General features: G+C 40.1%; 22 protein-coding genes and 1 pseudogene. 12 read left to right on the top strand and 11 right to left on the bottom strand.

All coding sequences use genetic code 11. The features are described 5' to 3' along the window. The first annotated feature begins 1 nt into the window (after position 1). The 5 genes from QL986_RS15100 to QL986_RS15120 all read left to right on the top strand — a co-directional run bounded on the left by QL986_RS15100 (position 2) and on the right by QL986_RS15120 (position 3664). Positions 2–1162, top strand: a complete 1161-nt coding sequence (locus QL986_RS15100) for a serine hydrolase (RefSeq protein WP_029609897.1) — start codon at positions 2–4, stop codon at positions 1160–1162. A 210-nt stretch (positions 1163–1372) separates the two neighbouring features. Beyond that, a complete protein-coding gene (gene ybeD, locus QL986_RS15105) occupies positions 1373–1651 on the top strand; it encodes a DUF493 family protein YbeD (protein ID WP_016898950.1) in 279 nt (92 codons plus the stop codon). 19 nt (positions 1652–1670) lie between these two features. Then, positions 1671–2324, top strand: coding sequence for a lipoyl(octanoyl) transferase LipB (gene lipB, locus QL986_RS15110; protein WP_013465356.1), 654 nt, complete (start codon positions 1671–1673; stop codon positions 2322–2324). Continuing rightward, positions 2321–3286 carry a lipoyl synthase gene (lipA, locus tag QL986_RS15115; RefSeq protein WP_013465357.1) on the top strand — a complete coding sequence of 322 codons (966 nt, stop codon included), beginning with the start codon at positions 2321–2323 and terminating at the stop codon, positions 3284–3286. Before lipB ends, lipA begins: the two co-directional genes overlap by 4 nt. A 138-nt stretch (positions 3287–3424) precedes the next feature. Next, complete coding sequence (locus QL986_RS15120) at positions 3425–3664, top strand: hypothetical protein (RefSeq protein ID WP_008109433.1); 240 nt, start codon at positions 3425–3427, stop codon at positions 3662–3664. 105 nt (positions 3665–3769) lie between these two features. Here QL986_RS15120 and QL986_RS15125 read toward each other — a convergent pair whose 3' ends face one another. The 5 genes from QL986_RS15125 to QL986_RS15145 all read right to left on the bottom strand — a co-directional run bounded on the left by QL986_RS15125 (position 3770) and on the right by QL986_RS15145 (position 7471). Further along, entirely contained in the window at positions 3770–4843 is a 1074-nt protein-coding gene (locus QL986_RS15125; RefSeq protein WP_013465359.1) for an aminoglycoside phosphotransferase family protein, read from the bottom strand. Between the two features lie 209 nt (positions 4844–5052). Further along, positions 5053–5928, bottom strand: coding sequence for an NTP transferase domain-containing protein (locus QL986_RS15130; protein WP_013465360.1), 876 nt, complete (start codon positions 5926–5928; stop codon positions 5053–5055). Positions 5929–5943: 15 nt separating this feature from the next. Next, complete coding sequence (locus tag QL986_RS15135) at positions 5944–6393, bottom strand: flavodoxin (RefSeq protein WP_290191682.1); 450 nt, start codon at positions 6391–6393, stop codon at positions 5944–5946. Continuing rightward, positions 6394–7158, bottom strand: coding sequence for a tRNA pseudouridine(65) synthase TruC (gene truC, locus QL986_RS15140; RefSeq protein WP_013465362.1), 765 nt, complete (start codon positions 7156–7158; stop codon positions 6394–6396). Then, positions 7151–7471, bottom strand: a complete 321-nt coding sequence (locus QL986_RS15145) for a YqcC family protein (protein ID WP_013465363.1) — start codon at positions 7469–7471, stop codon at positions 7151–7153. Before QL986_RS15145 ends, truC begins: the two co-directional genes overlap by 8 nt. A 103-nt stretch (positions 7472–7574) precedes the next feature. Between QL986_RS15145 and QL986_RS15150 the strand changes: the two genes are divergently transcribed. Both QL986_RS15150 and QL986_RS15155 read left to right on the top strand, forming a co-directional pair. Next, a complete protein-coding gene (locus QL986_RS15150; RefSeq protein WP_024601587.1) occupies positions 7575–8603 on the top strand; it encodes a DUF3549 family protein in 1029 nt (342 codons plus the stop codon). After that, positions 8604–8903 carry a DUF3301 domain-containing protein gene (locus tag QL986_RS15155; protein ID WP_290191683.1) on the top strand — a complete coding sequence of 100 codons (300 nt, stop codon included), beginning with the start codon at positions 8604–8606 and terminating at the stop codon, positions 8901–8903. It begins immediately after the preceding gene. 1180 nt (positions 8904–10083) lie between these two features. Here the strand turns inward: QL986_RS15155 and QL986_RS15160 are convergent. Then, complete coding sequence (locus QL986_RS15160; RefSeq protein ID WP_013465366.1) at positions 10084–10740, bottom strand: GNAT family N-acetyltransferase; 657 nt, start codon at positions 10738–10740, stop codon at positions 10084–10086. Positions 10741–11035: 295 nt separating this feature from the next. On the opposite strand from QL986_RS15160, the gene QL986_RS15165 reads away from it, so the two are divergent. The 3 genes and pseudogenes from QL986_RS15165 to QL986_RS15175 all read left to right on the top strand — a co-directional run bounded on the left by QL986_RS15165 (position 11036) and on the right by QL986_RS15175 (position 12422). Beyond that, on the top strand, positions 11036–11272 hold the full coding sequence (locus QL986_RS15165; RefSeq protein WP_013465367.1) for a DUF2789 domain-containing protein: 237 nt from the start codon (positions 11036–11038) through the stop codon (positions 11270–11272). A 97-nt stretch (positions 11273–11369) separates the two neighbouring features. Next, positions 11370–11636: a hypothetical protein gene (locus QL986_RS15170; protein ID WP_024601586.1), complete on the top strand. Its 267-nt coding sequence runs from the start codon at positions 11370–11372 to the stop codon at positions 11634–11636. A gap of 13 nt (positions 11637–11649) precedes the next feature. Continuing rightward, positions 11650–12422: pseudogene (locus QL986_RS15175) on the top strand (Zn-ribbon-containing protein). Between the two features lie 56 nt (positions 12423–12478). Here the strand turns inward: QL986_RS15175 and syd are convergent. Further along, positions 12479–13018, bottom strand: coding sequence for a SecY-interacting protein (gene syd, locus QL986_RS15180; protein WP_036953897.1), 540 nt, complete (start codon positions 13016–13018; stop codon positions 12479–12481). Positions 13019–13077: 59 nt separating this feature from the next. Between syd and queF the strand changes: the two genes are divergently transcribed. Beyond that, a complete protein-coding gene (queF, locus tag QL986_RS15185) occupies positions 13078–13923 on the top strand; it encodes an NADPH-dependent 7-cyano-7-deazaguanine reductase QueF (protein ID WP_028834075.1) in 846 nt (281 codons plus the stop codon). Between the two features lie 43 nt (positions 13924–13966). Here the strand turns inward: queF and QL986_RS15190 are convergent, their stop codons facing one another. The 3 genes from QL986_RS15190 to QL986_RS15200 form a co-directional block, all read right to left on the bottom strand. Next, positions 13967–14851 carry a peptidylprolyl isomerase gene (locus tag QL986_RS15190; RefSeq protein ID WP_096038603.1) on the bottom strand — a complete coding sequence of 295 codons (885 nt, stop codon included), beginning with the start codon at positions 14849–14851 and terminating at the stop codon, positions 13967–13969. 290 nt (positions 14852–15141) lie between these two features. Next, positions 15142–18828: a translocation/assembly module TamB domain-containing protein gene (locus QL986_RS15195; protein WP_096038604.1), complete on the bottom strand. Its 3687-nt coding sequence runs from the start codon at positions 18826–18828 to the stop codon at positions 15142–15144. After that, on the bottom strand, positions 18828–20555 hold the full coding sequence (locus QL986_RS15200) for an autotransporter assembly complex family protein (RefSeq protein WP_096038605.1): 1728 nt from the start codon (positions 20553–20555) through the stop codon (positions 18828–18830). The genes QL986_RS15195 and QL986_RS15200 overlap by 1 nt, the downstream gene beginning before the upstream one ends. Positions 20556–20747: 192 nt before the next feature. Between QL986_RS15200 and QL986_RS15205 the strand changes: the two genes are divergently transcribed. Then, on the top strand, positions 20748–21080 hold the full coding sequence (locus tag QL986_RS15205) for a ribonuclease E inhibitor RraB (RefSeq protein WP_008109396.1): 333 nt from the start codon (positions 20748–20750) through the stop codon (positions 21078–21080). A gap of 36 nt (positions 21081–21116) precedes the next feature. Here the strand turns inward: QL986_RS15205 and QL986_RS15210 are convergent, their stop codons facing one another. After that, entirely contained in the window at positions 21117–22868 is a 1752-nt protein-coding gene (locus QL986_RS15210; protein ID WP_096038606.1) for a DEAD/DEAH box helicase, read from the bottom strand. Positions 22869–23099 lie beyond the last annotated feature (231 nt).

The following is a 23099-nucleotide window of genomic DNA, read 5'->3' on the forward strand; positions in this document are numbered from 1 at the left end:
GATGAAATCTATTAAACATAAAATTCTTACTGGTGTTTGCGGCTTAGTCTGTTCTGCCGCCGTATTTTCAGCCACCGCCCAAATTATTCCAGCGCCTCCTCAAGTTAATGCAAAAGGTTACTTTTTGGTGGACTTCACCACAGGTAAAGTCATTGCACAAGGCGAGGCTGATACCAAACTCGCACCGGCCAGCTTAACTAAAATGATGACCAGTTATGTAATTGGTACCGAAATTAATGCTGGTAATATTGCGCCTACCGATATGGTTACTGTTAGTGAAAAAGCGTGGGCAAAAAACTTCCCTGAATCATCAAAAATGTTTATTGAAGTCGGTAAACAAGTTAGTGTCGATGATCTTAACCATGGCATTATTATTCAATCAGGAAATGATGCATGTGTTGCTATGGCAGAGCATATTGCTGGTAGCGAAAGCGCGTTTGCAGATTTAATGAATGCTCACGCCGAAAAAATAGGCATGACTAATACGCATTTTGTTAATAGCCATGGCCTTGATACTGATGCGCATTATACAACGCCACGCGACATGGCAACATTAGGGGCTGCACTTATCAGAGATGTGCCTGATGAATACGCTCTATATAAACAAAAGTCTTTTACCTTCAATGGCATAAAGCAATATAACCGCAACTCTTTGTTGTGGGATGAAAGCCTAGATGTAGATGGTATTAAAACGGGTCACACATCTGATGCCGGTTACAGCTTAGTCACCTCTGCAACAAAAAACGACATGCGTTTAATTGCCGTTGTAATGGGCACCTCAAGTGAGCGCGCGCGTAAAGTAGAAAGTAAAAAACTACTAAACTACGGTTTTCGCTTTTTTGAAACAATTACCCCGTATAAAGCCGGCGACAGCTTTGCTGAGCAACGTGTTTGGATGGGCAATAAAGAGAATGTTTCTTTAGGAATTTTAGAAGATACACCTATTACTATTCCTCGTGGTCAGCATAAAAACCTTAAAGCAAACTTTGAGCTAGACGATACCCTTGAGGCACCTTTAGCTAAAGGCACAAAAGTAGGTACTTTATTTTTACAGCTTGAAGGCGAAGATATTGCACAATATCCGCTAGTTACACTTGAAGAAATACAAGAAGGTAGCTTCTTTAGTAAAATATATGACTACTTACGCTTACAGATTATGTAATTGCGAGTAAAGTAATATGAACGCCTCCACTGTGAGGCGTTTTTTTTTGCTTGAAAAGTGCTAGAATGCGCCCCATATATACCAATCGTATTGAATGACTATCATTGGCTTGGGTCAACAATAGCATCATTTCAAGATTGCCATTAGCCTGTCAGTTTTAAGCTTCGCGTTTTAGCAAAGCCAACACTTTTTGTTTGAGGAGTTCCCGTCGTGGTTGAACCTGTTAAAGACACTAAATTTGATGAGTACTTAGAGTACCCTTGCCCATTTACATTTAAAATTATGGGTCTAGCTAATGTAAACTTAACTGATCAAATTTTAGCTAAATTACAACCTATTGCTCCAGGTGATTATGCGCCAAAAGTAAAACCAAGCAGTAAAGGTAATTACGAGTCTGTAACGCTAGTAGCTACTGTAACAAGCGGCAAACACATTGAAGAAATTTACAACGTGATCAGCAACATCGATGACGTACGCCATATGCTTTAATCCATAGTTGAGATTTGTTGTGAGCGAAAACACCCTAATCGTACGCCAACTGGGTCGTCAGCGTTACATGCCGATTTGGCAAAAAATGCAAGAGTTTACCGACACCCGTGATGAAAATACCCCAGATGAAATTTGGCTGGTAGAGCACGAAAGTGTATTTACCCAAGGCCAAGCCGGTAAAGATGAGCACTTGCTCGCCCCAGGTGACATTGAAGTGATTAAAGTGGATCGTGGCGGACAAGTAACTTACCACGGCCCAGGTCAGCAAATGATGTATGTATTATTTAACTTACGTCGTTTAAAGATTGGCGTACGAGAGCTAGTAACATGGCTTGAGGAATGTATTATTGAATCCCTTGCTGAGTACGGTATTGATGCATACGCAAAAGCCGATGCACCCGGTGTTTACGTGAACGACAGCAAAATTGCCTCTTTAGGCCTAAGAGTTCGTCGTGGCTGCTCATTTCATGGTTTAGCATTAAATGTTAACATGGACCTAAGTCCATTTTTACGCATTAACCCTTGTGGTTATGCGGGCATGAATATGGTGCAAACTAAAGAATTAAATGGCCCTCAAAACCTTGAAGCTGCAGGTCAAGGGCTGGTAAAACACATGATCAAAAAGCTTAATGCAACACAGGTTAAGCATACTGAAGGGTTTGAAAACGAATGAATAAACCAGTCAAAATGGAACCAGGTGTAAAACTACGCGACGCAGAAAAAATGGCGTTGATCCCCGTTAAAGTTTTACCAACTGAAAAAACCGAAATGCTCCGTAAGCCAGAATGGCTTAAAATCCGCTTACCCAAGTCAACCGAGCGGATTGACGGCATAAAACAAGCAATGCGTAAGCATGGCCTTCACTCTGTATGTGAAGAAGCCTCGTGCCCCAACTTATCAGAATGTTTTAACCACGGTACGGCGACCTTTATGATTTTAGGGGCTATTTGTACACGTCGTTGCCCATTCTGTGATGTTGCACATGGCCGTCCATTAAAGCCCGATGCAGCAGAGCCTGAAAAGCTTGCACTGACCATTAAAGACATGAAGCTAAGCTACGTAGTGATCACTTCGGTAGACCGTGATGATTTACGTGACGGTGGCGCTCAGCACTTTGCCGATTGTATCCGTGAAATTCGCAAGCACAATCCAGAAATCACCATTGAGATATTAGTCCCTGATTTTCGTGGTCGTATGGACAGAGCGTTGGAAATATTAATTGAAACGCCGCCAGATGTATTTAACCACAACCTAGAAACAGCACCACGTTTGTACAAATTGGCGCGTCCAGGTGCTGATTACAAGTGGTCACTTGAATTATTACGCCGCTTTAAAGAAGCACACCCTGAGGTTAAAACTAAATCGGGGTTAATGGTTGGCCTTGGTGAAGAAATTAGCGAAATTGAAGAAGTACTGCGTGATTTACGTGAGCATAACGTTGATATGCTAACCGTAGGCCAATACCTACAACCCTCTAAGCATCACTTACCAGTAAAACGCTACGTGCCGCCTGCTGAGTTTGATGCACTAAAAGAGTATGCTGATGAAATTGGCTTTACACACGCGGCTTCTGGCCCGTTTGTACGCTCAAGCTATCACGCAGATCAACAAGCAGCGGGTAAAGAAGTAAAATAAGCCTGCTGATTAACAAAAAGCTGCCAACGAGCAGCTTTTTTTGTTTATGGGTGTTATTTTCAGCAAATGTAAAATAAAGTTAGGCTAAAGCGGGGTTACTTGAGATAATTACCGCTGATACCCTTAATTAGGTTCATTATGAAACTATTAGTTCGCAACTTATCTCGTGCTACCACTGAGCATGAGCTTCGTACTTTATTTACAGCGCACGGTAAAGTGACCACCTGTAACTTAGTACTCGATAAAGAAACTGGCCAATCAAAAGGTTTTGCTTTTGTAGAAATGCCAAACGACATTGAAGTTAAAGGCGCTATTAAAGCCCTTAATCAAACAACCGTTGATAAAAGCAAAATCCGCGTAAAACTAGCCGATGCTTAATAACGATTGAGGGGTTGGAAGTTTATACGTATTTTCAGCGTTTAACCTCGCTTTATATTGCTCAAAGCTTAGCTTTAACACTTTGAGCAATATAACCAATTGGGCTTATATCTGAGTTAACATCGCCTTTAATACCTGCTGCTTACTTACTATATCCCTGTACAACGCAAATTGATTTTTTGCGCGATCTAAATTGTGTCTCTCATATTTAACACTAAAGTAATTATCGCCGTCTATATAGTCGGTTAAAAAGCGTAAGCCAATCATAAAAGGCATTACTTTAGCACCTAACCAAAAGCTTTGTTTTTCTGCGGCCGTTAATACTGACTTTAATGGTTCAACGTAACCTTTAACAATTGCTGCAAAAATGTCTTCACGAACACCTACTTTTTCAAGCGCTGTTGAATCTTCTTGCTCTGCAGAGCAGAATGTTCTGACCATATCGCCAAAGTCATTAAGCCAATAACCTGGCATACAGGTGTCTAAATCAATCACCGCTTTTGCATCATTTGAATCTGAACAAAATAGCATGTTGTTTATTTTAGTATCGTTATGACACACGCGAATAGGGACTTTTCCAGCTAATGCATTGAGCTCATCAATGAGTGAGAACTGCGACAAGCAAAAATCAACCTCCTCCTGACAATGAGCTACACGTTTATGAGGATCGGCGTTAATAACTTGCTTAAAAACCTCTGCACGCATGGCTAAGTTATGAAAGTTAGGGATAACTGCATGTAATTTGTTAGCGTCAAAATCCTCTAATGCTGCAGCAAATTGGCCAAATGCATTAGCCGCGGTTTGCGCTTGGCTAACAGTATTAACCACATCTTCGCTGTAACTGCCACCAATAAACTCAAGGGCTCGCCAAGTATCGTTATTATTATTTACTAAATAGTCATGCTGAGTTGTTGCTACATGCCGCACAATTGCTAAGTTGAACTCACCGACTTGCTGCTTTTTGCTTAAGTGTTGTTCTATTAATCTTGCATTATCAACAAGTAACTGTGGTTTTGGGAATACCACCGTATTGAGCTTTTGTACAACCAATGACCGCTTAGGTGTGCTCAATAACATGGTAGTATTGATATGCCCACTACCAATGGGTTTTATACTCGCATGCTTATCGTCAAGGCCAAAACTCTCAGATAAGTAAACTTCTATAGGAATTGAATTCATTTTCTACTTCACTCTTTTCGCCCAAGGCGACAATAATTTATATCAATTGCATTAAATTAGTGAACGATTACAGCGACAAGGAAATAACGCGATAGCAAGGCGAAAATTATGATACATAGTTGTTCTATATAAATAATTTTTAACGCAGGAAGCGGGTTATTTAATACGCTAGATTGATCATATTTTTAATAAAATTGGTATTAACACCTTTACGCTTGACGCAATGCGCACAAAGTAGCCGCAATGCTTGTCAGTTCTGATTTATAGGTAACACCAAACCAAGGCTCTTTTGCAGTGTATACAAATACAGGCTGTGCTTTTACATTAATCGCTTGCTGGATTTGATCAGGTAAGTAATACTCTTGCTGAGTATTAGCGTTATATTGCTGTAAAAACGTCTCAAAACCTTGTTGCAAATAATCAAAAAAGCACGGCGTGATCCCCCAAAAACTCATAGATCCTAGCGCATCTCGGCTAATTTTTTCACGCAAGCCCTGCGGATTATTTCCAACAATATGTGCAGATTCTTTTTGAATATTTAAATATTCCGTCACTGCAACAAGCTTTCCATCAGCAATGCTACATACCCCGCGATTAACCCCACCGTGCTCAGAGAGGGTATTGATAATCGGGTACCCCACCATTGCCCATTCGGGGCTATTTTTAAAATGCTCACTAAGCAATAAAAATGAAGACGCACCATAATAGTCATCTGCGGTAATAACAATTGCAGGGTTGTTAATATATGCTTTGGCACACAGTAACGCATGCCCTGTGCCCCATGGTTTTATACGTTGCTGTGATAGTGCTTTGTATGCATCAGGAACAAGCGCGTTATGTTGCTCTACTAATACCACGTCAAGGGCTTTAGGTAAGCGAGGTAAAATAGTGTGTTCTATCTCACTGCGAACGGCTTGATTGATGATCAGTACAACCTGTGTCACACCGGCGCGATACGCATCAGTAATGCTTAACTCCATAATCGTGCAATTTAGCCCAGGGATTGCTGCTATTTGTTTATTGCCACCAAAGCGACTACCTAAGCCACCCGCAAGCACAACCAAACTCAGTTTATGTTTTTTCATTTAGAGTCAGCGCATTTATGAGGGTAATTTACCAAGCCAAGCTTGCAACCAAGGCTCAGTTACCGGCCATGGCTCAAAGTCTTCACAGGCATCGATTTCTAGTCGGTTACCAACAGGTTTAGCTTGTAAATCACGTAGTAGCTCATCAAAGCTGCGCCCTGCCCCACAAAACGTATCACCGTAACTTCTATCACCCATGGCAACAATACCAAAAGGCTTGTCTGTTAGCATTGGAAAAGTACTATTTAATTGATGATAAAGATCCGCTAAATTATCAGGAATATCGCCTTGCCCAGTGGTCGAGGTAACAATTAAAATATGCGAAGCATTTTTTATATCATCTAAACTAGGCTGCTCGAAGACACTAACCTGATGACCAGCTTGCTCTAGCGTGTCGCTAACTTGCTCACTTAATCGCTCTGCACCGCCATACACGCTGCCAACAAAAATACTAATATGTGCCATTTAATAATCCTCTTCTTGTTCTGGCCACCCCAGCTGTTTGCAAATGTTTAACATTGCATCACCCAGCGGCGCTTTAATTGTTATGGGTTCATTATTATAAGGGTGCACAAAGCTAAGCTCTGATGCAAACAACATTAGACGGCGAAGCGAAAAATGCTCCCTAAAAAACTGATTATGCTGGTTATCGCCATGATTTACATCACCAATAATAGGTAAAGACAAGTGCTTTAAATGCCGGCGTATTTGATGTTTGCGACCCGTTTTAGGAAAACACTCTACCAAAGAATAACGAACCGTTGGGTATTTTCCTATTGGGATAGGCAGCGCAGCTTGATGCAAACAATTAAATTGGGTTTGTGCTTCTTGCGCGGCTTTGTCTTGATCAGCAAACTTATCGGCTATTTTGTCGAGTTCTTCTTTTAACGGTTTATCTAAAAAAACAGATTCAGGCGCAAACCCGCGTACCAACGCTAAATAACGTTTTGTTATTGTGCCCTCAATAAATAATTGATTCATATCACGCGCCGCCTCTGAGCTTAATGCAAACAGTAATACACCCGAAGTAGGCCTATCAAGACGGTGAACAGGAAACACATGTTGCCCTATTTGATCGCGCAGCATTTGCATTGCAAATTGGGTTTCATGTTTATCTAAAAATGAGCGATGAACAAGTAGCCCAGAGGGTTTATCTATTGCTACATAATTTTCATCTTGATAAAGAATCGACAGTTCGCCGTATTCAATAGGCTCTGGGCGCTCACTCATTAGGCTCTCCTAAATATGAATCTAATTGGGTCAGTAAAGCGATAATGTCTTCGCTGCCTGATTTATCAGTGAGTGTCATTTGCGCCATCGGGGCGACTGCAAAATTGCGCGGTAACGGCTGCTTGTTGTCAATTAGCCGCTGTAACTTTTCAATAAATACAAACTGCAACCATTGTTCAAATGCCAGTGTATCGTGACAAAACGGTACGCTAGAATCTAATAAATCGGGATTCAGTGGCTCAACCTGCCACAGTTGATGCTTTTTAAGTAGCGCCGCTAATTGCTGTAAATATATGTGGGTTTGCTGGTACATAATCACCCTTTGGTCTGTGTATTATGCAATTATACCCTGTTCCCACAACAGTCGCTATGGCGTATAATTAAGGTAATTTTGTAGTAAAAACAGTTGGAAATCCATGAGTGAACATATAGCTACGTTAGGCCAGCTTTTAGATGGTGCAGGCACTCAATGGCGTGCTTTTGATATTGGCAGGCACATTACCAAGCTTGATAAACAACAATTTTTAGCCGTTGAACAAGCGCAAATTCCTTACCCTTACCCGTTAGCAGGTCATGCATGGTTAGCGATTCAGTTTTGGGATAGCAAAGCCAGTAAAGAACCCTATGTGTGGTTCTTAAAATTCCCACTTGATGAGCAAAGTAAGTTAGTAAGCGCGAGCCGTGATCACTTTGCAGATATGGTTATTCAGGCACTAGGAACAGAAATTACCGGCGAGCAAGCCGATGGCACACTCGATAACAACCCTTATGTATTTACTCCGAACGCGAATAAATTAGCGGCGTTCAATGCACAAGTTAAAGTGTTGCTAAAGCAACCAGCGTCGCAATACTACGAGCACGCCCAACTCTACTTTAGTGGCCAAATTGGCTTTGATAATTGGCAAAATGTCGCGTTACAAGGCATTGCCGATTTTGCTTATCGTCTTCATAGTGCTGATAACTTAAAGCACTTACAAGCAGCGTGGCCTAAATTACCAGTTGAAGTATTACAGCCATTAAGTGCAATGCTTGAACACATCGAAATACCGCCCTCGTTAAGTGAGTTATTGTTAAGTTATGGGCAAACCGCCCTTAGTAATAATGATGTTGTTGCGGCCTCTGCCGCGCTGCGTGCAATATCATCAGGGCAAGCAGTAGGGCTTAGCGCACAACTTGTTGACTGCGCGCTTAACTCACCTTTAGGGCAGGATTCTGATATTTTGTTGACCATTGCTGGTCGCTGCTTCAAACAGTTAGAACAGCCACAGCGTTTACATGTGTTTATGGATAACTGTGCGCATCATGAGAAAATAGCTGAATTATTTCCTAGCGTTTTTGCAGATTTAGTTGCAATTGCGACTATTCGCCCTCACTTATTAGCTTTATTACGTGAAGAAAACAGAAGCGAGACATTAGCTCGCGCAATTGGAAGGTTATTCTCTTAAATGGCTAGTTTATGGACGTTCATACTTATTGGTGCTGTAATTTATTTTTTTTGGCTAAATCGTAAAATAGCCGAAGCAGCGAACGTTCATGCCAAACGCCAAAGCGAGCAATTGCAAGTGCAACTTATGAGTGTAGCTTGTAACAAGCGTCGATTTGGCATTTTAAAAAGTGGTAAACCGGGCATGAAAAGCGAATTTATTTTTGAGTTTTCAAGTGACGGTGAAAACGCCTACCAAGGGATATTAATCATGGAAGATGAAAAACTAAAAAGTGTGGTTGTGCCACCACATAGAATATAATTTCTTAGCACAAAAAACTAAGGCGTAACCTCAGTTACGCCCCAATTGCAAACATCCTGTAAGGTATCCTTTACCTATTCCCTGTTTATCATCCTCTGAACGAGCAAACTACCGTGTTTACTCTCCATTGCATCCTGCAATATCCACTTGCCGCCTTGGCTATCCTGCGTAAACTAACGCTCCTGCAATTTCCTATCGCATCATCCTTGGTGTCCTTTAAATAGCTCCCAGCTATTTTAGTACTCCGTGTACTTCCTGTTTAATCCCTGCATCCGTGTTAACTTGTCCTTTGTGCTTCCTGCTAGTAACTACTTAGTTGCCTGATTCCTTATCCGTGGCAGTAGCTCAATCATTGGGCTATGTCGTCTTGACAAAGTAAAGTTTAAAGCAAACGGCTTCGTATGATAGTGAAGAAAACAAAAAAAATTACGGTCATAAAATTGAAAAATAAAAATAACTATAAATAACAATGGCTTGATGTTTTTAAGAAGATAAAATACGGAGTTAAACTGACAAGGCGCACGTTAATGTAAGATATATCTCACGTAAGTGCGCCCTATTTGGAACATTGGCTTACATAATCATGGAAAAAAGCACTATTAGTGACAATTTCCGACACTATAGTGTAAAAAAGCACTATTATGACTTACGTGGATTGTTGAAAAGTTGTTTGAGCTGGATAAGGAAACTGCAATCTTCATGATACTGGTTTGATTTCTCTACATTTTTTCAAGATAACAAGTTGATGTGTGATTTATTTTAAATATCAGTATTTTAGGTATTTCCTTGTGAAGTCGAATGGGTTAATTAATTCAACTTGAAGGTAACCATTCTTCCGGTAGGCTGAAACCCGCCTTGGATCCTCTATTTCTATGCACGCCCCCACTATTTTTACTCTAGCTCCAGTATAGTTTGCTCATCTAGCTCATATTTGTTACTAATACAGAGGCAATGAAGTTGAACGTACAATTACGTTTGACGTTATTGCGTAGTAAACGAACCCTAACCAGCACACTGGTAGGGTTACATACAGGGACTATTTTATGAGATTTTTGCAAACAATTCTTACCCGCAGCGGCAGCCAATTTTTCACTGCTCACGTACGGCTAAGTAAGCTACTAGATGCCACTGACTGAGATTCTCAATCCGAAAGTCAATTACCAATCACAATTCTAAACACCTAGCCTTGTACAGATAGAGCAGCTTTAAAAAGTAATTCACCTTTAACTCGGTTAAATGTGAGCTGCTTAAAGTGCTCAAAGCCTTGTGATTTAAAAAATTGCGTATGTTCGTCACGAGTCACAAATACCGCTATACCAGAGGACTCAGGATTGTCATGTAATAAACCATCTAAGCCTTTAAGTAATTGGCGGCCAAACCCTTGACCATGAAAATGTGGGTCAACGGCGATAAACGCTAAAAAGTAGTAATTGCCTTGCGGCTTTAGTGCATCACGAATAGTTTTTTCTTTTTCAATTAATTGATTCGTTTGCAAATAACCGGCACTTAACATCAACTTTAATCGCCAATGCCAATAACGCTCTGCTTGAAGTTGGCTACTTGACTCAAATACACAAGCAACTGCTTTTAACTTATCGTTACGGTAAAGGCCAATTAAAGGCTGTTTTTCTTGCCAAAAGCTACTGAGCTCTTCGCGAATAAGCGCACGGAGTTTTTTTTCATAGTCCAGAGGGCTTTTTTCGTTATACCCTAGCAGAGTTTGTAAAATAGGGTCATTTTGGTAGGCCTGATATATAAGGCTTGCAGCGGTACTGATATCTTCTGGTGCAATATGTTGCACGCTAAACGTGTCTGTGGATTCTGCTGTGGCTGTCATTTTATTTCCTTTATTATTTTATACCCTTTGTCATTACGCCGCGTAACTTGTTTGGGATTAATTTTGAACTACAACGATGACCAAATGCTCATATAACTATATACCTAAGTGGGGCAAATAAGCGAATTTACATTTTAGTTAGTACGCTCATCCACTGCATTGAGTCAGATCATGCTTTAGCGACTTACTACTGAGTAAATAAAGCGTAAATTCAGTAAGGGTTAAACTGGCTAGATATATCATTCCCCCCTAGAGTTAATAAGTATTAAGTATTAATTCATTAAGGAGCACGATTATGGATACGACTAAGCACGACATAAATACATTGTTCGCACAATTAGGGTTACCTAATACAGAAGCAGAAATAGATGCATTTATTGCATCGCATGCCATTTCGGATACCACATTATTGCAAGATGCTCCCTTTTGGGATGAAGCCCAACAACACTTTATTGCTGAATCGCTGGCGGTTGATGGCGATTGGAGTGAGGTAATTGACGAACTCGACTCTCGCCTTCGTCAAAATAATTAAATCGCACATTTTAATGTGTCTGAGCCACTTTATTGTTACCATACCTGCTCGCAACTTCCATGTTGCGAGCTTACTTTATTAAAGAGTTATAAATCGAATGAATGCTGCTGTATTTGAAGCTATTAAAGTCCTTCTTGATGAAGGCAAAGTCCCCACTGTTGCACTAACTAAAAGCCGTTTAGTAAAACCACTTCCTATGCCGGTTATTATTGCAGCAGTGAGTCAATATAAAAATAATCCCGATTCAATTTATAATTTAATGAAAACACCCGAGCAAGCAAGTAACTCAGATCCTAAAAACACTCAGTTAGATAGAATTGAGCAAAAACTTGACCGATTACTTGCTTTGCTAGAGCAAAAATAATTTGAGACTATAAATGTTTGTTGTTGATTTAACATTTGATTGCTACCAAGACACAACCCTAGAGCAAGCCGAGCAGGCAATAAACCGCTTAGTGAATGCATTACGCTTTAATGGCCAAATCATTGGAGAGGAATTTCCAACGGTTTTAAAGATGGCTATTTTATTACTCGTGTAATGTGCCCGACCGAAGACGCCATGCACCCACTTAATAACAGTGCGTTTGTTAAACACAGTGTTGAAAAGCTTCATGGCGCTGGTTTGCTTGCTCCCAAAGTAAAGGTCATCGGTCAAGATATTCACTCCAATGGCGCCGATGGCTGTAAAGAGCCATCAAGCTATATTTTATACACCACCTATGTGCATACATGTAGCCCACTGTATTGTGGCGATGACTTTTTACCCGTGCCGCTATTTAAGATTCCTGCGATTGCTAATGGTGACTATAAAACACTAATTAAATGGCAAGAAGATTGGCAAGCGTGCGATCAAATTCAAATTAATGGTGCAACACGCTGTGAATTTCCAGCGCTTGAAGAAATAGCCAGCACCCAAAGTGATTTATACCGCCGTGGTAAAGATATAACTAAACGGATTAGTTTTTTAACTAAAAAGCCTGTTTACTATTATTTATACCGTGTAGGGGGGGTTGATAAAGCCTCTGAACTTGAGCGTAAATGCCCGAGTTGCCATGGTGAATGGAAATTACCCGAGCCATGGTTTGGCTTGTTTGATTTTAGGTGTGAACCGTGTGGTTTAGTCTCTAATATTTCGTGGGATTTTCAATAAATCCCACGCTTAAGGTGCTATGTCTAAAAACATCACACCTTAAAACTACCTTATAATTATACTGTCAACGATGCTATAAATTCACTGAGGTTTTTGGCAAGTACATGATGTGGCTTTTTACCTACATACTCTAAGCACACCTCACCTGTTTCTACTAATACGGTAACAAGCAAATCGTCTTGGTCGGTTAACCCAATAAATACACTTGGCGCTTGTTTGAGTTTACGTTTCATTAAAACATGGCCAGTGATATTTTGTTGCAGTAGGTCAAAATCATCTTCATTCCATGCTTGTAATAATTCCACTTGATGTCCGTCAATATTGGCTACAACACTGCCAGCAAACATATGACCATAAAATTGACTCAACGCCTCTGGAAACTCAAGCTCCAATGCGTTAGCGAGATCGGTTAATGAACCTGTAGGCTCTCTAACTATCGCTTGCCATTGGATCATGCCATGTTCATCGGCGCTACCTATTTCACATGGGCTTGGCCATTGCTCATCGTGGACGATTAATGGGCGCTTTTGTGTATTAGTAATCGTTTGTTCGCTAAATTTTTCGTGAAGTTGAGCTAATTGCATTGCAACAGACATACTGTGAAACTCATTTAATTTATATATAATGCATCCATTGTAACTATTTAAGAGCAAACATGACAGATTACAGCAATTCTCCCGATCTTAAAGGCAGCGTACTTGGTCAATCTACTGAGTATGTCGATCAATACACGCCCAGCTTGCTTTTTCCTATTGCTCGCAAGCTTAATCGCGATTCATTAAGTATTGATGAAACTGCGCTGCCGTTTAAAGGCCAAGACATATGGACAGGTTACGAACTGTCTTGGTTAAATACTAAAGGTAAGCCTCAAGTTGCGGTGGCATTGTTTACTTTCGAATGTCAAAGTAGTCATATTATTGAATCAAAGTCGTTTAAGCTTTATTTAAACAGCTTTAATCAAAGCCGTTTTGGGAGTATTGAAATTGTTAAACAACATTTAATTGACGACTTATCCAATGCGGTAAACAGCCCTGTAAAGGTAACCTTATACAGCGCTGATGACTACAATTGTATTCCTTGCACACCGCTTCCAGGTGAGTGTATTGATGAGTTAGATATTGAGATAGATAACTACCATATTGATGCCCATTCACTTAAATCACAAAGCAATAAAATAGTCACCGAAACTTTGCATAGCCACTTGCTTAAGTCTAACTGTTTAATTACTTCACAACCGGATTGGGCGAGTATTATTATTCGCTATACCGGTGAGCAAGTTTGTCGTGAGTCATTATTACGCTATTTAATTTCATTTAGAACTCACAATGAGTTTCATGAGCAATGTGTGGAACGTATTTACAGCGACTTAACCACTCAACTCCATATTAAAGAACTTGAAGTATACGCTCGTTATACGCGCCGTGGTGGGCTTGATATAAACCCATATCGCTCAACACATTATAACGAAACCCCATTTTCGGTAAAAATAAACCGTCAATAAGTGTCGCGTTACCTTAACAAAAAAGGAGCCTGAGGCTCCTTTTTTAGTCATTAAGTTGCTTAGTTGGCACCGCCATGCCACACACATCAATATAATTATGGCTGTACGCAAACCATTCTTCGCTGCGGTTACCCCTAGCAATAATTAATTGTTTGAATGAATCAGAGTCTGTTTTCATTACTTTAAATTGGCTGCTATCGTCTGCTACATCCGCTAATACTTGTAGATCAGTAATGGGGTTAAACTCGGTATTCTCAGTTGGCGTTCGCACTAGCTGATGAAAATGTGCCATGCCTTTAAGCACCCGACCAAACACGGTAATATTTTTGTCTAAATAACGCGGCCCTTGACCTATGGTGACAAAAAACTCACTGCTGGCACTGTTTATATCGTTATCGCGCGCCATTGCAAATATGCCATGACAATGGACTTGCCACGTTTGTGTATGCGCTTGGTTTTGTGCAACCGCAAAGCCACCTAAAAACCCCGTTACGGGTGCATAACCATCACTGCCCATCTCGGTTATTGAAAGTGGCTCAGTGGTGGTTAAATAAAATTCCGCTGGCACCGTGTTATCTTTAGTTTTGGCTAACTTTTTACCCGTACTATCGCCACCTTGAGCTACAAACCCTTCAACAAAACGGTAAATGTGAGTACCTTGATAAAAGCCTTGTCTTGCCAGTTTTTTAATATTCGCAGTGTGTTTAGGCGCAAGTTTGGGGTTAAGCTCAATATATGCGGCGCCTGTGGGCAGGGTTAACTTTAGAATATTCTCTGATTCGACCCATCGCCATTCATCATCTTTAGCCGCCGCAATAATCTCACTGCTTGTTAGCTTTTTAGCCGATGAGGCTGGTGATTGAGTACTGTGCTGGGCACACCCACCTAACAAGGCCGACACTAAAAGGGTCACTACACACTTTTTCATACCTTTCCTTTTTATTGTTATCTATTAGGGTCTGTTGACCTTTCAAGGTTAAATTTGCAGCAGCCTGTTTGGTATTTAGGCAAGGCAGAGCCTATGTGGTGTGGTTATTCCCCATAAATAGGCGATAACGCAGCATCAATGCCAAACAGGCGCTGCCCTTCGGGTTCTGCCTAGGGGCAATTTACTCTTTGTTACTCGGTTTTTACTTAGCCCACTAGGTTACAAACCTCGCGCCGCGATTAAACCGCCCCTAGTTTGAACAAATTTTAATCCGCAAAGGTCAACAGACCCTAGTCCCAATCAAACTTATACAGTATGTCTACGTTTTGGTATAAGCCACTGGTTATTTCTATGTATAGTTTAGAGAGTAACTGGTAGCGCACAGCCACTTCACTGAGTGAGTCGAACACCCCGACACTGTACTTAACCTGTAAGCTTGGGGCTATATAACCCGATATTTCTACTTTTGTTTGTTCACCACTGCCTTTAGAGCTTAAGCTTACATCAGATAAACCAAAGGTTTCACCCACCTTAGAAACCACTCCCTCACTGCGACTCACACCTTGCGAAAGTAATAGCTGAGTTAACATAGCATCTGTAGAGCTGTCGCCCTCTCCTAATGGTTGCCCATTGAGTAAATAGGCTAAGGCTTGGGCTTGATCCATCGCAGGCTCAGAAAATACTTTTAACGTAGGTTGCTCAACACTGCCGGTTAAAGTCACCCCGGCAATCACACCATCAGCGGTATTATCTGGGTTACGAATCGCTTTAATGTTGAGATACGGTTTGTCGATTGCGCCACTAAAACCTACTTGCCCTGTTCTAATTATCAAGTCTTGCCCGAAGGCTAAATACGTCCCTTCTATTAAATTAAGCTCTCCGGTTGCAATAATTGGCGTACCTTGGCTCATTTTAAGCGCTAAATCACCAGTTACTTTAGACTTGAGTCCAAACGATTCGACTTTTACATCATTTTTTACTGTTACTTTTAAGTCTACATCATAATCAAAAGGGACTTTTTTAGCCGCTTGTGTTTTTTGATCAATAATTATTTCATCATCGCTTACTTGCACCGCGCCCTCGGGCAGCTCTTCAATTTCTATACGTCCATAAGGCACAACCACTTCACCGACAAGGTTAAGCGCGTTATCTGCTATGCCGATTTTTAGATCGGGTGATACTTTAAATATCACACCCTGCTGCGCTCTAACAAAAAACTCATTGCCAACAACTGCAACATTAACCGCGGGTTGCTCACCTTGCCAATCAACATCACCGGTAAGTTTAACTTGCCCGCCTTGAGGATCACTTAAGTTACCTTTAATCGTTGCCGTGGTTTTATTAAATAAAATATGTATATTAGAGTCTTTAAGTGCAACGGGTAATTGCTCTCCCTCTAAATTAATGTCTGCTATATTAAGCTCACCATCTAACTGAGGATCTTTGAGCGTTCCTGCTAATGTAACCTGTCCGCTGATTGCCCCTTTAAGTTGCTCAAGCGTATCTAAAAATGGCTGAATGTCTGAGAGTAAAATTTTATCTATATTAACGTTACCAGAGAGTGTTTGTGTATTTTGAATGTCGTCAATATTTATATCGGTAGCTATTTTACCTAACACACTGGATGCCAAGTTAGCTTCAATTTTACCAACCTGCGAATCTGAAAAAGCACGAATACTGAGTGTTTCTATTGGGAGTTTAAATCGATCCTCTTCTGAGGTTAGCACTGCATTTAATCCATTAGAATTTACATTGGCTCTGAGTGTTTTAAGTGCACCTGACTGCCAATTAGCAGCAAAATCACCTGTTAAGTCTCCGCGTGTGCGAATATTATCTGGTAATAAGTGCTTAAGCTCTGCAAGTGAGAGGTTAGCAAGCTTTGCATTAAACTGCCCTAGCGCTTTTGTTTGCGACAAGGTATCTATACACAACTTACTTTGAGCTGATTGCCAACAATGAGCGCTCACATCAAAATCCCCGTTTTGTGTATTCACCATAACGGATATTTTTTTAGTATTATTAAAACTCAGCTTTTTATCACTAAGGGTTATGTCACTTAGCTCACCATTCCAAATGGCATTTTTCATTTTGCCATTAAGCTCAAGTTCCACCGCGCCTTTTTCGGCATCAATCGACGCGCTAAGTTGATGATCTGTTTTATCACCACTGGCAGCTATGTTTATATTATTAATTTGCTGCCCAGCGACCAGTGCAGATGCAACATTAACACTGAGATCAGTTTGCCAATCAGCGGCCGTATCTAGTTGAGATTTTATAGCAAGTTTATTAATGTTTATCTCATTAAAAATAAAACGATCTAGTATGACGGCTAAGTTAACCGAAGGGGTTAATCTGTTGCCGCGTACTTTTAAATCCGCTTTACCGTTAGCAATAAAAGGAAGATTAGCCTGCTCATCACTATTAAGCGTGATATCACCGTCAACTTGCCATGTATCATCTACCTGCCCATTCAAAGTTAACTTGTTAGCACCACTACTTAAATAAAAACTATCGATATCCGCTTTTAATTGATTATCTAACTTAAAGTTTGCAGCAAACTCTAAGGGAACGTTGTTTAAAAAGCCAGCTAGCTTAGTATTGTTCATTTGTAGCTGCCAGGTATCGACTTGGGCGTTAAATACGCCTTTAAACGTCCCTGAAACATCACTGGTTAGGGCATCGGTTAAGTATTGCGCTTTTAAATTTGATAAAACGCCGGTAAAGTCCGCTTTAATTCCCTGTTGCCAATCAAGCTGTGCTTGAATATTCGCAGCGCTATCGTTAGTTTTTAAAGCAAGCGTTTCAAGCGTTGCCTTGGTTAGTGTGCCTTTTAGCTGAGCATTTAAATCTACACTTGGATAAGCATCTAGCTGAGTATTACCCGTTAAACTTAATTCATAGTCGTTAGCATTACCTTGGGCACTTAAATTGATGTTTTTAACCTTTAGCTCATTATTTTGTGTATTAATAAGCCATTGATTAATTTTGCCATTAACACTAAAGGGATAGTTTTTCTGTTTGAGGTTGGCTGTTGCTCTCAAATTTAAAGGAAATAATCCTGTGGTATCAAGCGCAATGTTAAGCTTGGCTAGATCACCATTTATATCAAGAGTAGCTCCGTGTTCATTCCCTTTTAAGCTAATGTTGCCGTTAATAGGCATAGCCCCTTCCAGTGTTGCATCAAGCTGAGTATTTAACTGCCACTGCTGATAACCTGCCGATAGTGACTGTACTTTAATAGTGGCATCTTCTACGCTCATTTGCAGGGCAATATCATCAATTGAATAGTGTTGCTCGCCCTGATTTATTGTCACGTTGGTGATATTGAACTGCTCAACATTGATGTTAAGTGGCGAGATAAAATAGATATTGGGTAAAGCTGGTAATTCCTTAATAGCTGTTGTTGTTTGTTGATTAGCCGCTGCTTGTTGAGCTGCGGTTTGCTCTTTTAATACCACATTAATACGAGGAATGGTTAAGCGTTTAATTGTAACATCAGACCCTTCAGCCTTTGCCGACAATTGCAGAGTGTTAAGTGTTACATTTGCACTTGAATGATTTAAAATAAATTCATCAATAGCTAGATTTTTTAATGCAATATTAAAGGGTAAGGTTATTTTTTCTACTGCTTCGGTTGGCGTATCGTCTTTATTTTCAGCGCTTTTTGGCAAGGTTAATTTAATCGACTTAGCGCTTAAATTATCAATACAAATACCATCACATTGCCACCAAAATAAATCTATCTTTAGTTGCTGTGCATTAACGCTTAAGCCATTTTGGTCAAACTGTAAGTTAAATGCGTCATTGTATAAAAATCGGCCATTTTTTATTTCAATGGTTAATCCATCAACCAATTTATTCGCTGTATAAGCAAGCAATTGATTACCAGGGGCGGTAAACAAAACGCAAAACAGTGTAACTAACAGCGTTGCTAAAACGGCGCTAATTATCGCCGTTACTTTTTTAAATACTGACATTAAATTTCAGGCCCTATGGTAATACTTAAACGGGTACTTTTACTTTCTTTTGTGAGCCCCCACGCGTGATCAACTCTTATCGGACCAACCGGTGTTAAATAACGAAAACCAAATCCTGCACCTACTTCAAATTGTTCTGAAAAATCATTGGTTGCGGTCCCCCCATCAACAAACAGCGCAGCTCGCCAATTTTTAGCAAATTGGTAGTTGTATTCAACGGTACTCGCTAATAAATATTTACCACCAATACGCTCACCCTGCTCGTTTTGCGGAGAAATCGACTGATAAGCAAAACCCCTGACACTTTGATCGCCACCGGCATAAAATCGCAAAGAAAATGGCACATTATTTATATCATTAACAATCATTGCGCCCACGTTTGCTTTTAAAAAGATCAGATGGCGGTCAAGGTAAGTACGTAACCAAGCATGCTGTAATTGAACTCTAACCAAATTGGTACTTGAGAGTAAGCTATCGAGTCCAAACTCAGCTGAAATAGACCACTGCTCCCCCCAATAAGGTGTGGTGCCACCCTTTGATTGTTTACGCGCATAACTGATCCCAGGCATTAACATTTCAGTTGTTTTTTCTTCGTCATCCCCTATGCGGTAGGTTTCTTGCTCGCGCCTTAAAAAAGCCGTTCGTACCCATTTATGCTCAGTTAACCACTGGCGCTGTAACTGACCTGTTAGTATTTCACTGTAGGTTTCATTGGTTAATTCATCTTCCAACTTATAACCGACAGAAAAGCGCCATAAATCATCGTTCGGATCATTCACCGGCACGGTGTAAGCCATGGAAATATCTTGCTGTTTTTGAGAAACATTTAAATTGCTTTCAAGATAGTGCCCGTTATCGGTGATCCATGGTTTACTCCATTTAAAACGTACTTTCGGCCCTAAATCTGTACTAAAGCCACCACCAATTTCATAACTATTTTCTGGTTTATGTAACACATCCACTTTTATAGGAACTTGCTTGTTTTTTCTCGCTGTAATATCGGCGTAAACACGCACGCTCTTAAAATAAGGGGTACTTGATAAATCAAGATTATAATCGGCAATATAGGATGCTTTGTACGACTGACCCATTTTAAATGGCGCCAAAGAGCGGATATATTTTTCGGCTGGAGTATTTCTGGCAATTAAAATATCACCAAATTGATAACGAACTCCGCTATCAATAGTAAAAGTAATGGTTGCGCTGTGTTTTTGGAGTGATACTTCAAATTTTCTAACAGGCCATTTTGCATCGAAATATCCATACTCTAGCAATACTGACTCTATTTTTTTATGCGCGCTGCTATAAACCCCATGATTTAAAATATCACCTTGTTTTAAATTAAGATTTTCAATCGTTTTTTGAACGAACGGATCCTGTTTTGCTTCACCATTAACCGTTATATTAAGTGACTCAATACGTGTGGCTGGGCCTCGCTCTATATTTACAACAAGTTCGCGCTCGTCTTTATCAAAATCAATATTTACTACTGGACTATAATAACCTAAGGCTTTGATACTGTTCTCAACTTGCGTTTTTGCATACCGACGAAGTGTACGGGTTGGTTTTTCACCAACAAGTTGTTTTAAATAAAGTGCAACGTTATTTTCTAAGTCGCCACTGATCCCTTTAATTTCATAATCTTCAATTATATTTTCAGAGGCAATAGAAGACAGGCTTACTAACAAGCAAAAAAAACAAAAAAACTTTAAAAGCTGATTGAACAAGTAAATATCCTTACTGTGGTATCCATAAAATAAACCGCTAGACAGAGATATACTACCATAGCCACAATGAGCCTAACATTAACTTAATCGCAATTAACACTCAAAGATGCAGTCAAAATTTAGTACGCGTTAACGGTTTATTTTGGTTACAATAGCTATAACGAGTACAAAATAAAATTAATGAGTTTTTTAATGCAATTCCCTGATGATGACAATGGCCAGCTACTTGCTGAAATTTCCGCCGCTGGTGTAGATTTAAGTAAAATGCAACAAATTGATTTTTACATTTTATTTGAACAACAGGTTGATGCCGAAAAATTTGCAACTGAGATTGTAAACGATGCATTAGTGCAAACTGCTGATGTTGAAAAATGCAAAGATACCGGCGTTTGGGAAGTAATTGCCCATGTACAAATGGTGCCTGAACATGCACTGTTAGGCCAAGCAGAACAATACATTGAAAGCATAGCGAACAGCTTTAATGGCTATGGTGATGGTTGGGGATTAGACGCAGAAGAGGCATAATCCCTAATTTAAATGATGAATGATATCCAGCTTAGTCTATCGACTTAGCTGGTTTGCTTTTCTGAAGCTGCCTTTATAATCAAAAAGTTTATCTGCTACTTTCCAGCCATATTTCTTACTTTTTCGCGCAATCACAAAATCCGGTGGTATTAAATCAAACTGCGCTTTTATAACTTGCTCTGCACTGGTAAATTCAATGGGGGATTGGCCCAGACTTACACGCTTACCAAACTGCTGATGAAAGTAATACCGAGCACCTTTGTTTGATAAATCAAAAATTTCATCACAACTGGCTCCGTCTTCATCAAAATAAGTAATTTTTAACAATTGCTCTTTAAGTTTTACCACACTCAAGCCGCTACAACGTAGGACTAATGCATCTTTAAGGTTTAACGCATTGCGCAGCTTATCATCTGGGTCGGCCATCACAGCATTACAATCATGGCATTTTCGAGCAGCTATATCATTTTGTGCGCCGCACTGCTCACACTCTTTAAAACGAAAGCGGTAATCGCATTGCTCGCTTAAACCGTTATCATCTTCTAGCAAACCTTTACAACGCCTGCCGAAGTGCTCGATTACTTTGCCATCAGCATCTGTTTTGCCCCAAAATATATTGGCAAAGCCACACCCAGGACACAGCACTTGCACGGGTTCATTATCGCTATCGCCTTTTTTATCTCCCACTTCTGGGTAGAATAAATCAAAGCCATTGCCCGCATAGTCAATCACTAAACAATCATCTTTACCCTCAGCCAACCTCAAGCCTCTACCGACAATTTGCTGGTATAAACTTACCGACTCTGTGGGCCGTAAAATAGCAATAAAATCAACATGGGGGGCATCAAAGCCGGTAGTAAGAACCGATATATTCACTAAATACTTTAATTTTTTAGCTTTAAATTGTTTAATTATTTTATCGCGTTCGCTATTTGGCGTATCCCCCGTGATCAGCGCACTGTGATCCTCTGGTAGATAAGTCATTATCTCTTGTGCATGCATAACCGTAGCTGCAAAAATCATCACGCCGTAACGATTTTCACTGTATTGTATAACCTGTTGTAAAATTGTTTGAGTTGCACGGGTCGATTTTTTTAACAGCGCATTCATATCCTCATTGCTATATTGCCCAAATGCATTGCTAGTTAAAGATGAAAAATCATAATGGCTAATTGCAGCATCAACCTCTTTAGGGGGCGTTAAATAGTTATGCTTGATCATATAGCGCAAAGGTAATTCAAAAATACAGTGTTTGAATGGACTCTCTTTATTGCCTCTTACAAACCCATGGTAATGATGCTGATAAATCCAGCCTAACCCAAGGCGGTAAGGCGTTGCTGTTAAGCCTAATACTTTTAATTCAGGGTTGTGAAATTTAAGTGCATTAATAACCTTACCGTATTGGCTTTTCTTTTCGCCATTTACTCTGTGACACTCATCAATAATAAGTAGTGAGTAGTGCTCATTAAGTTTGTCTAAATTACGTGATAACGACTGCACACTCGCAAAAGTGACCTGATGGGTTAACGACTTCTCTTTTAATCCTGCGGAAAATATACTCGCCTCAAGACCAAAGCTTTTATACTTTTGAGCATTTTGCTCAACTAATTCTTTTACGTGCGCCAACACCAATATTTTTTGTTTAGCAATACGCGCAAGCTCAGCTATCACTAAACTTTTACCCGCACCTGTAGGCAGCACAATGACAGCAGGATCATTGGTTTTTCTAAAGTGTAAAACGGTGCGTTCAACCGCCTCTTGCTGATAGGGTCTAAGGGTGTAGGTCATCAAAGGTAAGAATTCTTAATCTAATTAATGGTTATGTTTTAGGAAGACAGCTTTATTTCACATTTGTTTAAATAATTTATATTCATAAACTAATATTCAAACTGTGAATCGCCCCGAGTTCATCGGAGACCAGTTTGTTTAAGTCAGGCCACTTTACCTGACTCGTTTAAATTATCATAGTAGTCTGTTTCATATTGAGCTGGTGAAATATACCCAATTGAAGATAATAAG

The organism is Pseudoalteromonas sp. APC 3250, assembly GCF_030407915.1.
Lineage (GTDB): Bacteria > Pseudomonadota > Gammaproteobacteria > Enterobacterales > Alteromonadaceae > Pseudoalteromonas > Pseudoalteromonas tetraodonis.

Coding starts and splice junctions, on each gene's coding strand:
- QL986_RS15100 (WP_029609897.1), top strand. CDS start 2: ATGAAATCTATTAAACATAAAATTCTTACTGGTGTTTGCGGCTTAGTC.
- lipA (WP_013465357.1), top strand. CDS start 2,321: ATGAATAAACCAGTCAAAATGGAACCAGGTGTAAAACTACGCGACGCA.
- QL986_RS15120 (WP_008109433.1), top strand. CDS start 3,425: ATGAAACTATTAGTTCGCAACTTATCTCGTGCTACCACTGAGCATGAG.
- QL986_RS15125 (WP_013465359.1), bottom strand. CDS start 4,843: ATGAATTCAATTCCTATAGAAGTTTACTTATCTGAGAGTTTTGGCCTT.
- QL986_RS15130 (WP_013465360.1), bottom strand. CDS start 5,928: ATGAAAAAACATAAACTGAGTTTGGTTGTGCTTGCGGGTGGCTTAGGT.
- QL986_RS15135 (WP_290191682.1), bottom strand. CDS start 6,393: ATGGCACATATTAGTATTTTTGTTGGCAGCGTGTATGGCGGTGCAGAG.
- truC (WP_013465362.1), bottom strand. CDS start 7,158: ATGAGTGAGCGCCCAGAGCCTATTGAATACGGCGAACTGTCGATTCTT.
- QL986_RS15145 (WP_013465363.1), bottom strand. CDS start 7,471: ATGTACCAGCAAACCCACATATATTTACAGCAATTAGCGGCGCTACTT.
- QL986_RS15150 (WP_024601587.1), top strand. CDS start 7,575: ATGAGTGAACATATAGCTACGTTAGGCCAGCTTTTAGATGGTGCAGGC.
- QL986_RS15155 (WP_290191683.1), top strand. CDS start 8,604: ATGGCTAGTTTATGGACGTTCATACTTATTGGTGCTGTAATTTATTTT.
- QL986_RS15160 (WP_013465366.1), bottom strand. CDS start 10,740: ATGACAGCCACAGCAGAATCCACAGACACGTTTAGCGTGCAACATATT.
- QL986_RS15165 (WP_013465367.1), top strand. CDS start 11,036: ATGGATACGACTAAGCACGACATAAATACATTGTTCGCACAATTAGGG.
- QL986_RS15170 (WP_024601586.1), top strand. CDS start 11,370: ATGAATGCTGCTGTATTTGAAGCTATTAAAGTCCTTCTTGATGAAGGC.
- syd (WP_036953897.1), bottom strand. CDS start 13,018: ATGTCTGTTGCAATGCAATTAGCTCAACTTCACGAAAAATTTAGCGAA.
- queF (WP_028834075.1), top strand. CDS start 13,078: ATGACAGATTACAGCAATTCTCCCGATCTTAAAGGCAGCGTACTTGGT.
- QL986_RS15190 (WP_096038603.1), bottom strand. CDS start 14,851: ATGAAAAAGTGTGTAGTGACCCTTTTAGTGTCGGCCTTGTTAGGTGGG.
- QL986_RS15195 (WP_096038604.1), bottom strand. CDS start 18,828: ATGTCAGTATTTAAAAAAGTAACGGCGATAATTAGCGCCGTTTTAGCA.
- QL986_RS15205 (WP_008109396.1), top strand. CDS start 20,748: ATGCAATTCCCTGATGATGACAATGGCCAGCTACTTGCTGAAATTTCC.
- QL986_RS15210 (WP_096038606.1), bottom strand. CDS start 22,868: ATGACCTACACCCTTAGACCCTATCAGCAAGAGGCGGTTGAACGCACC.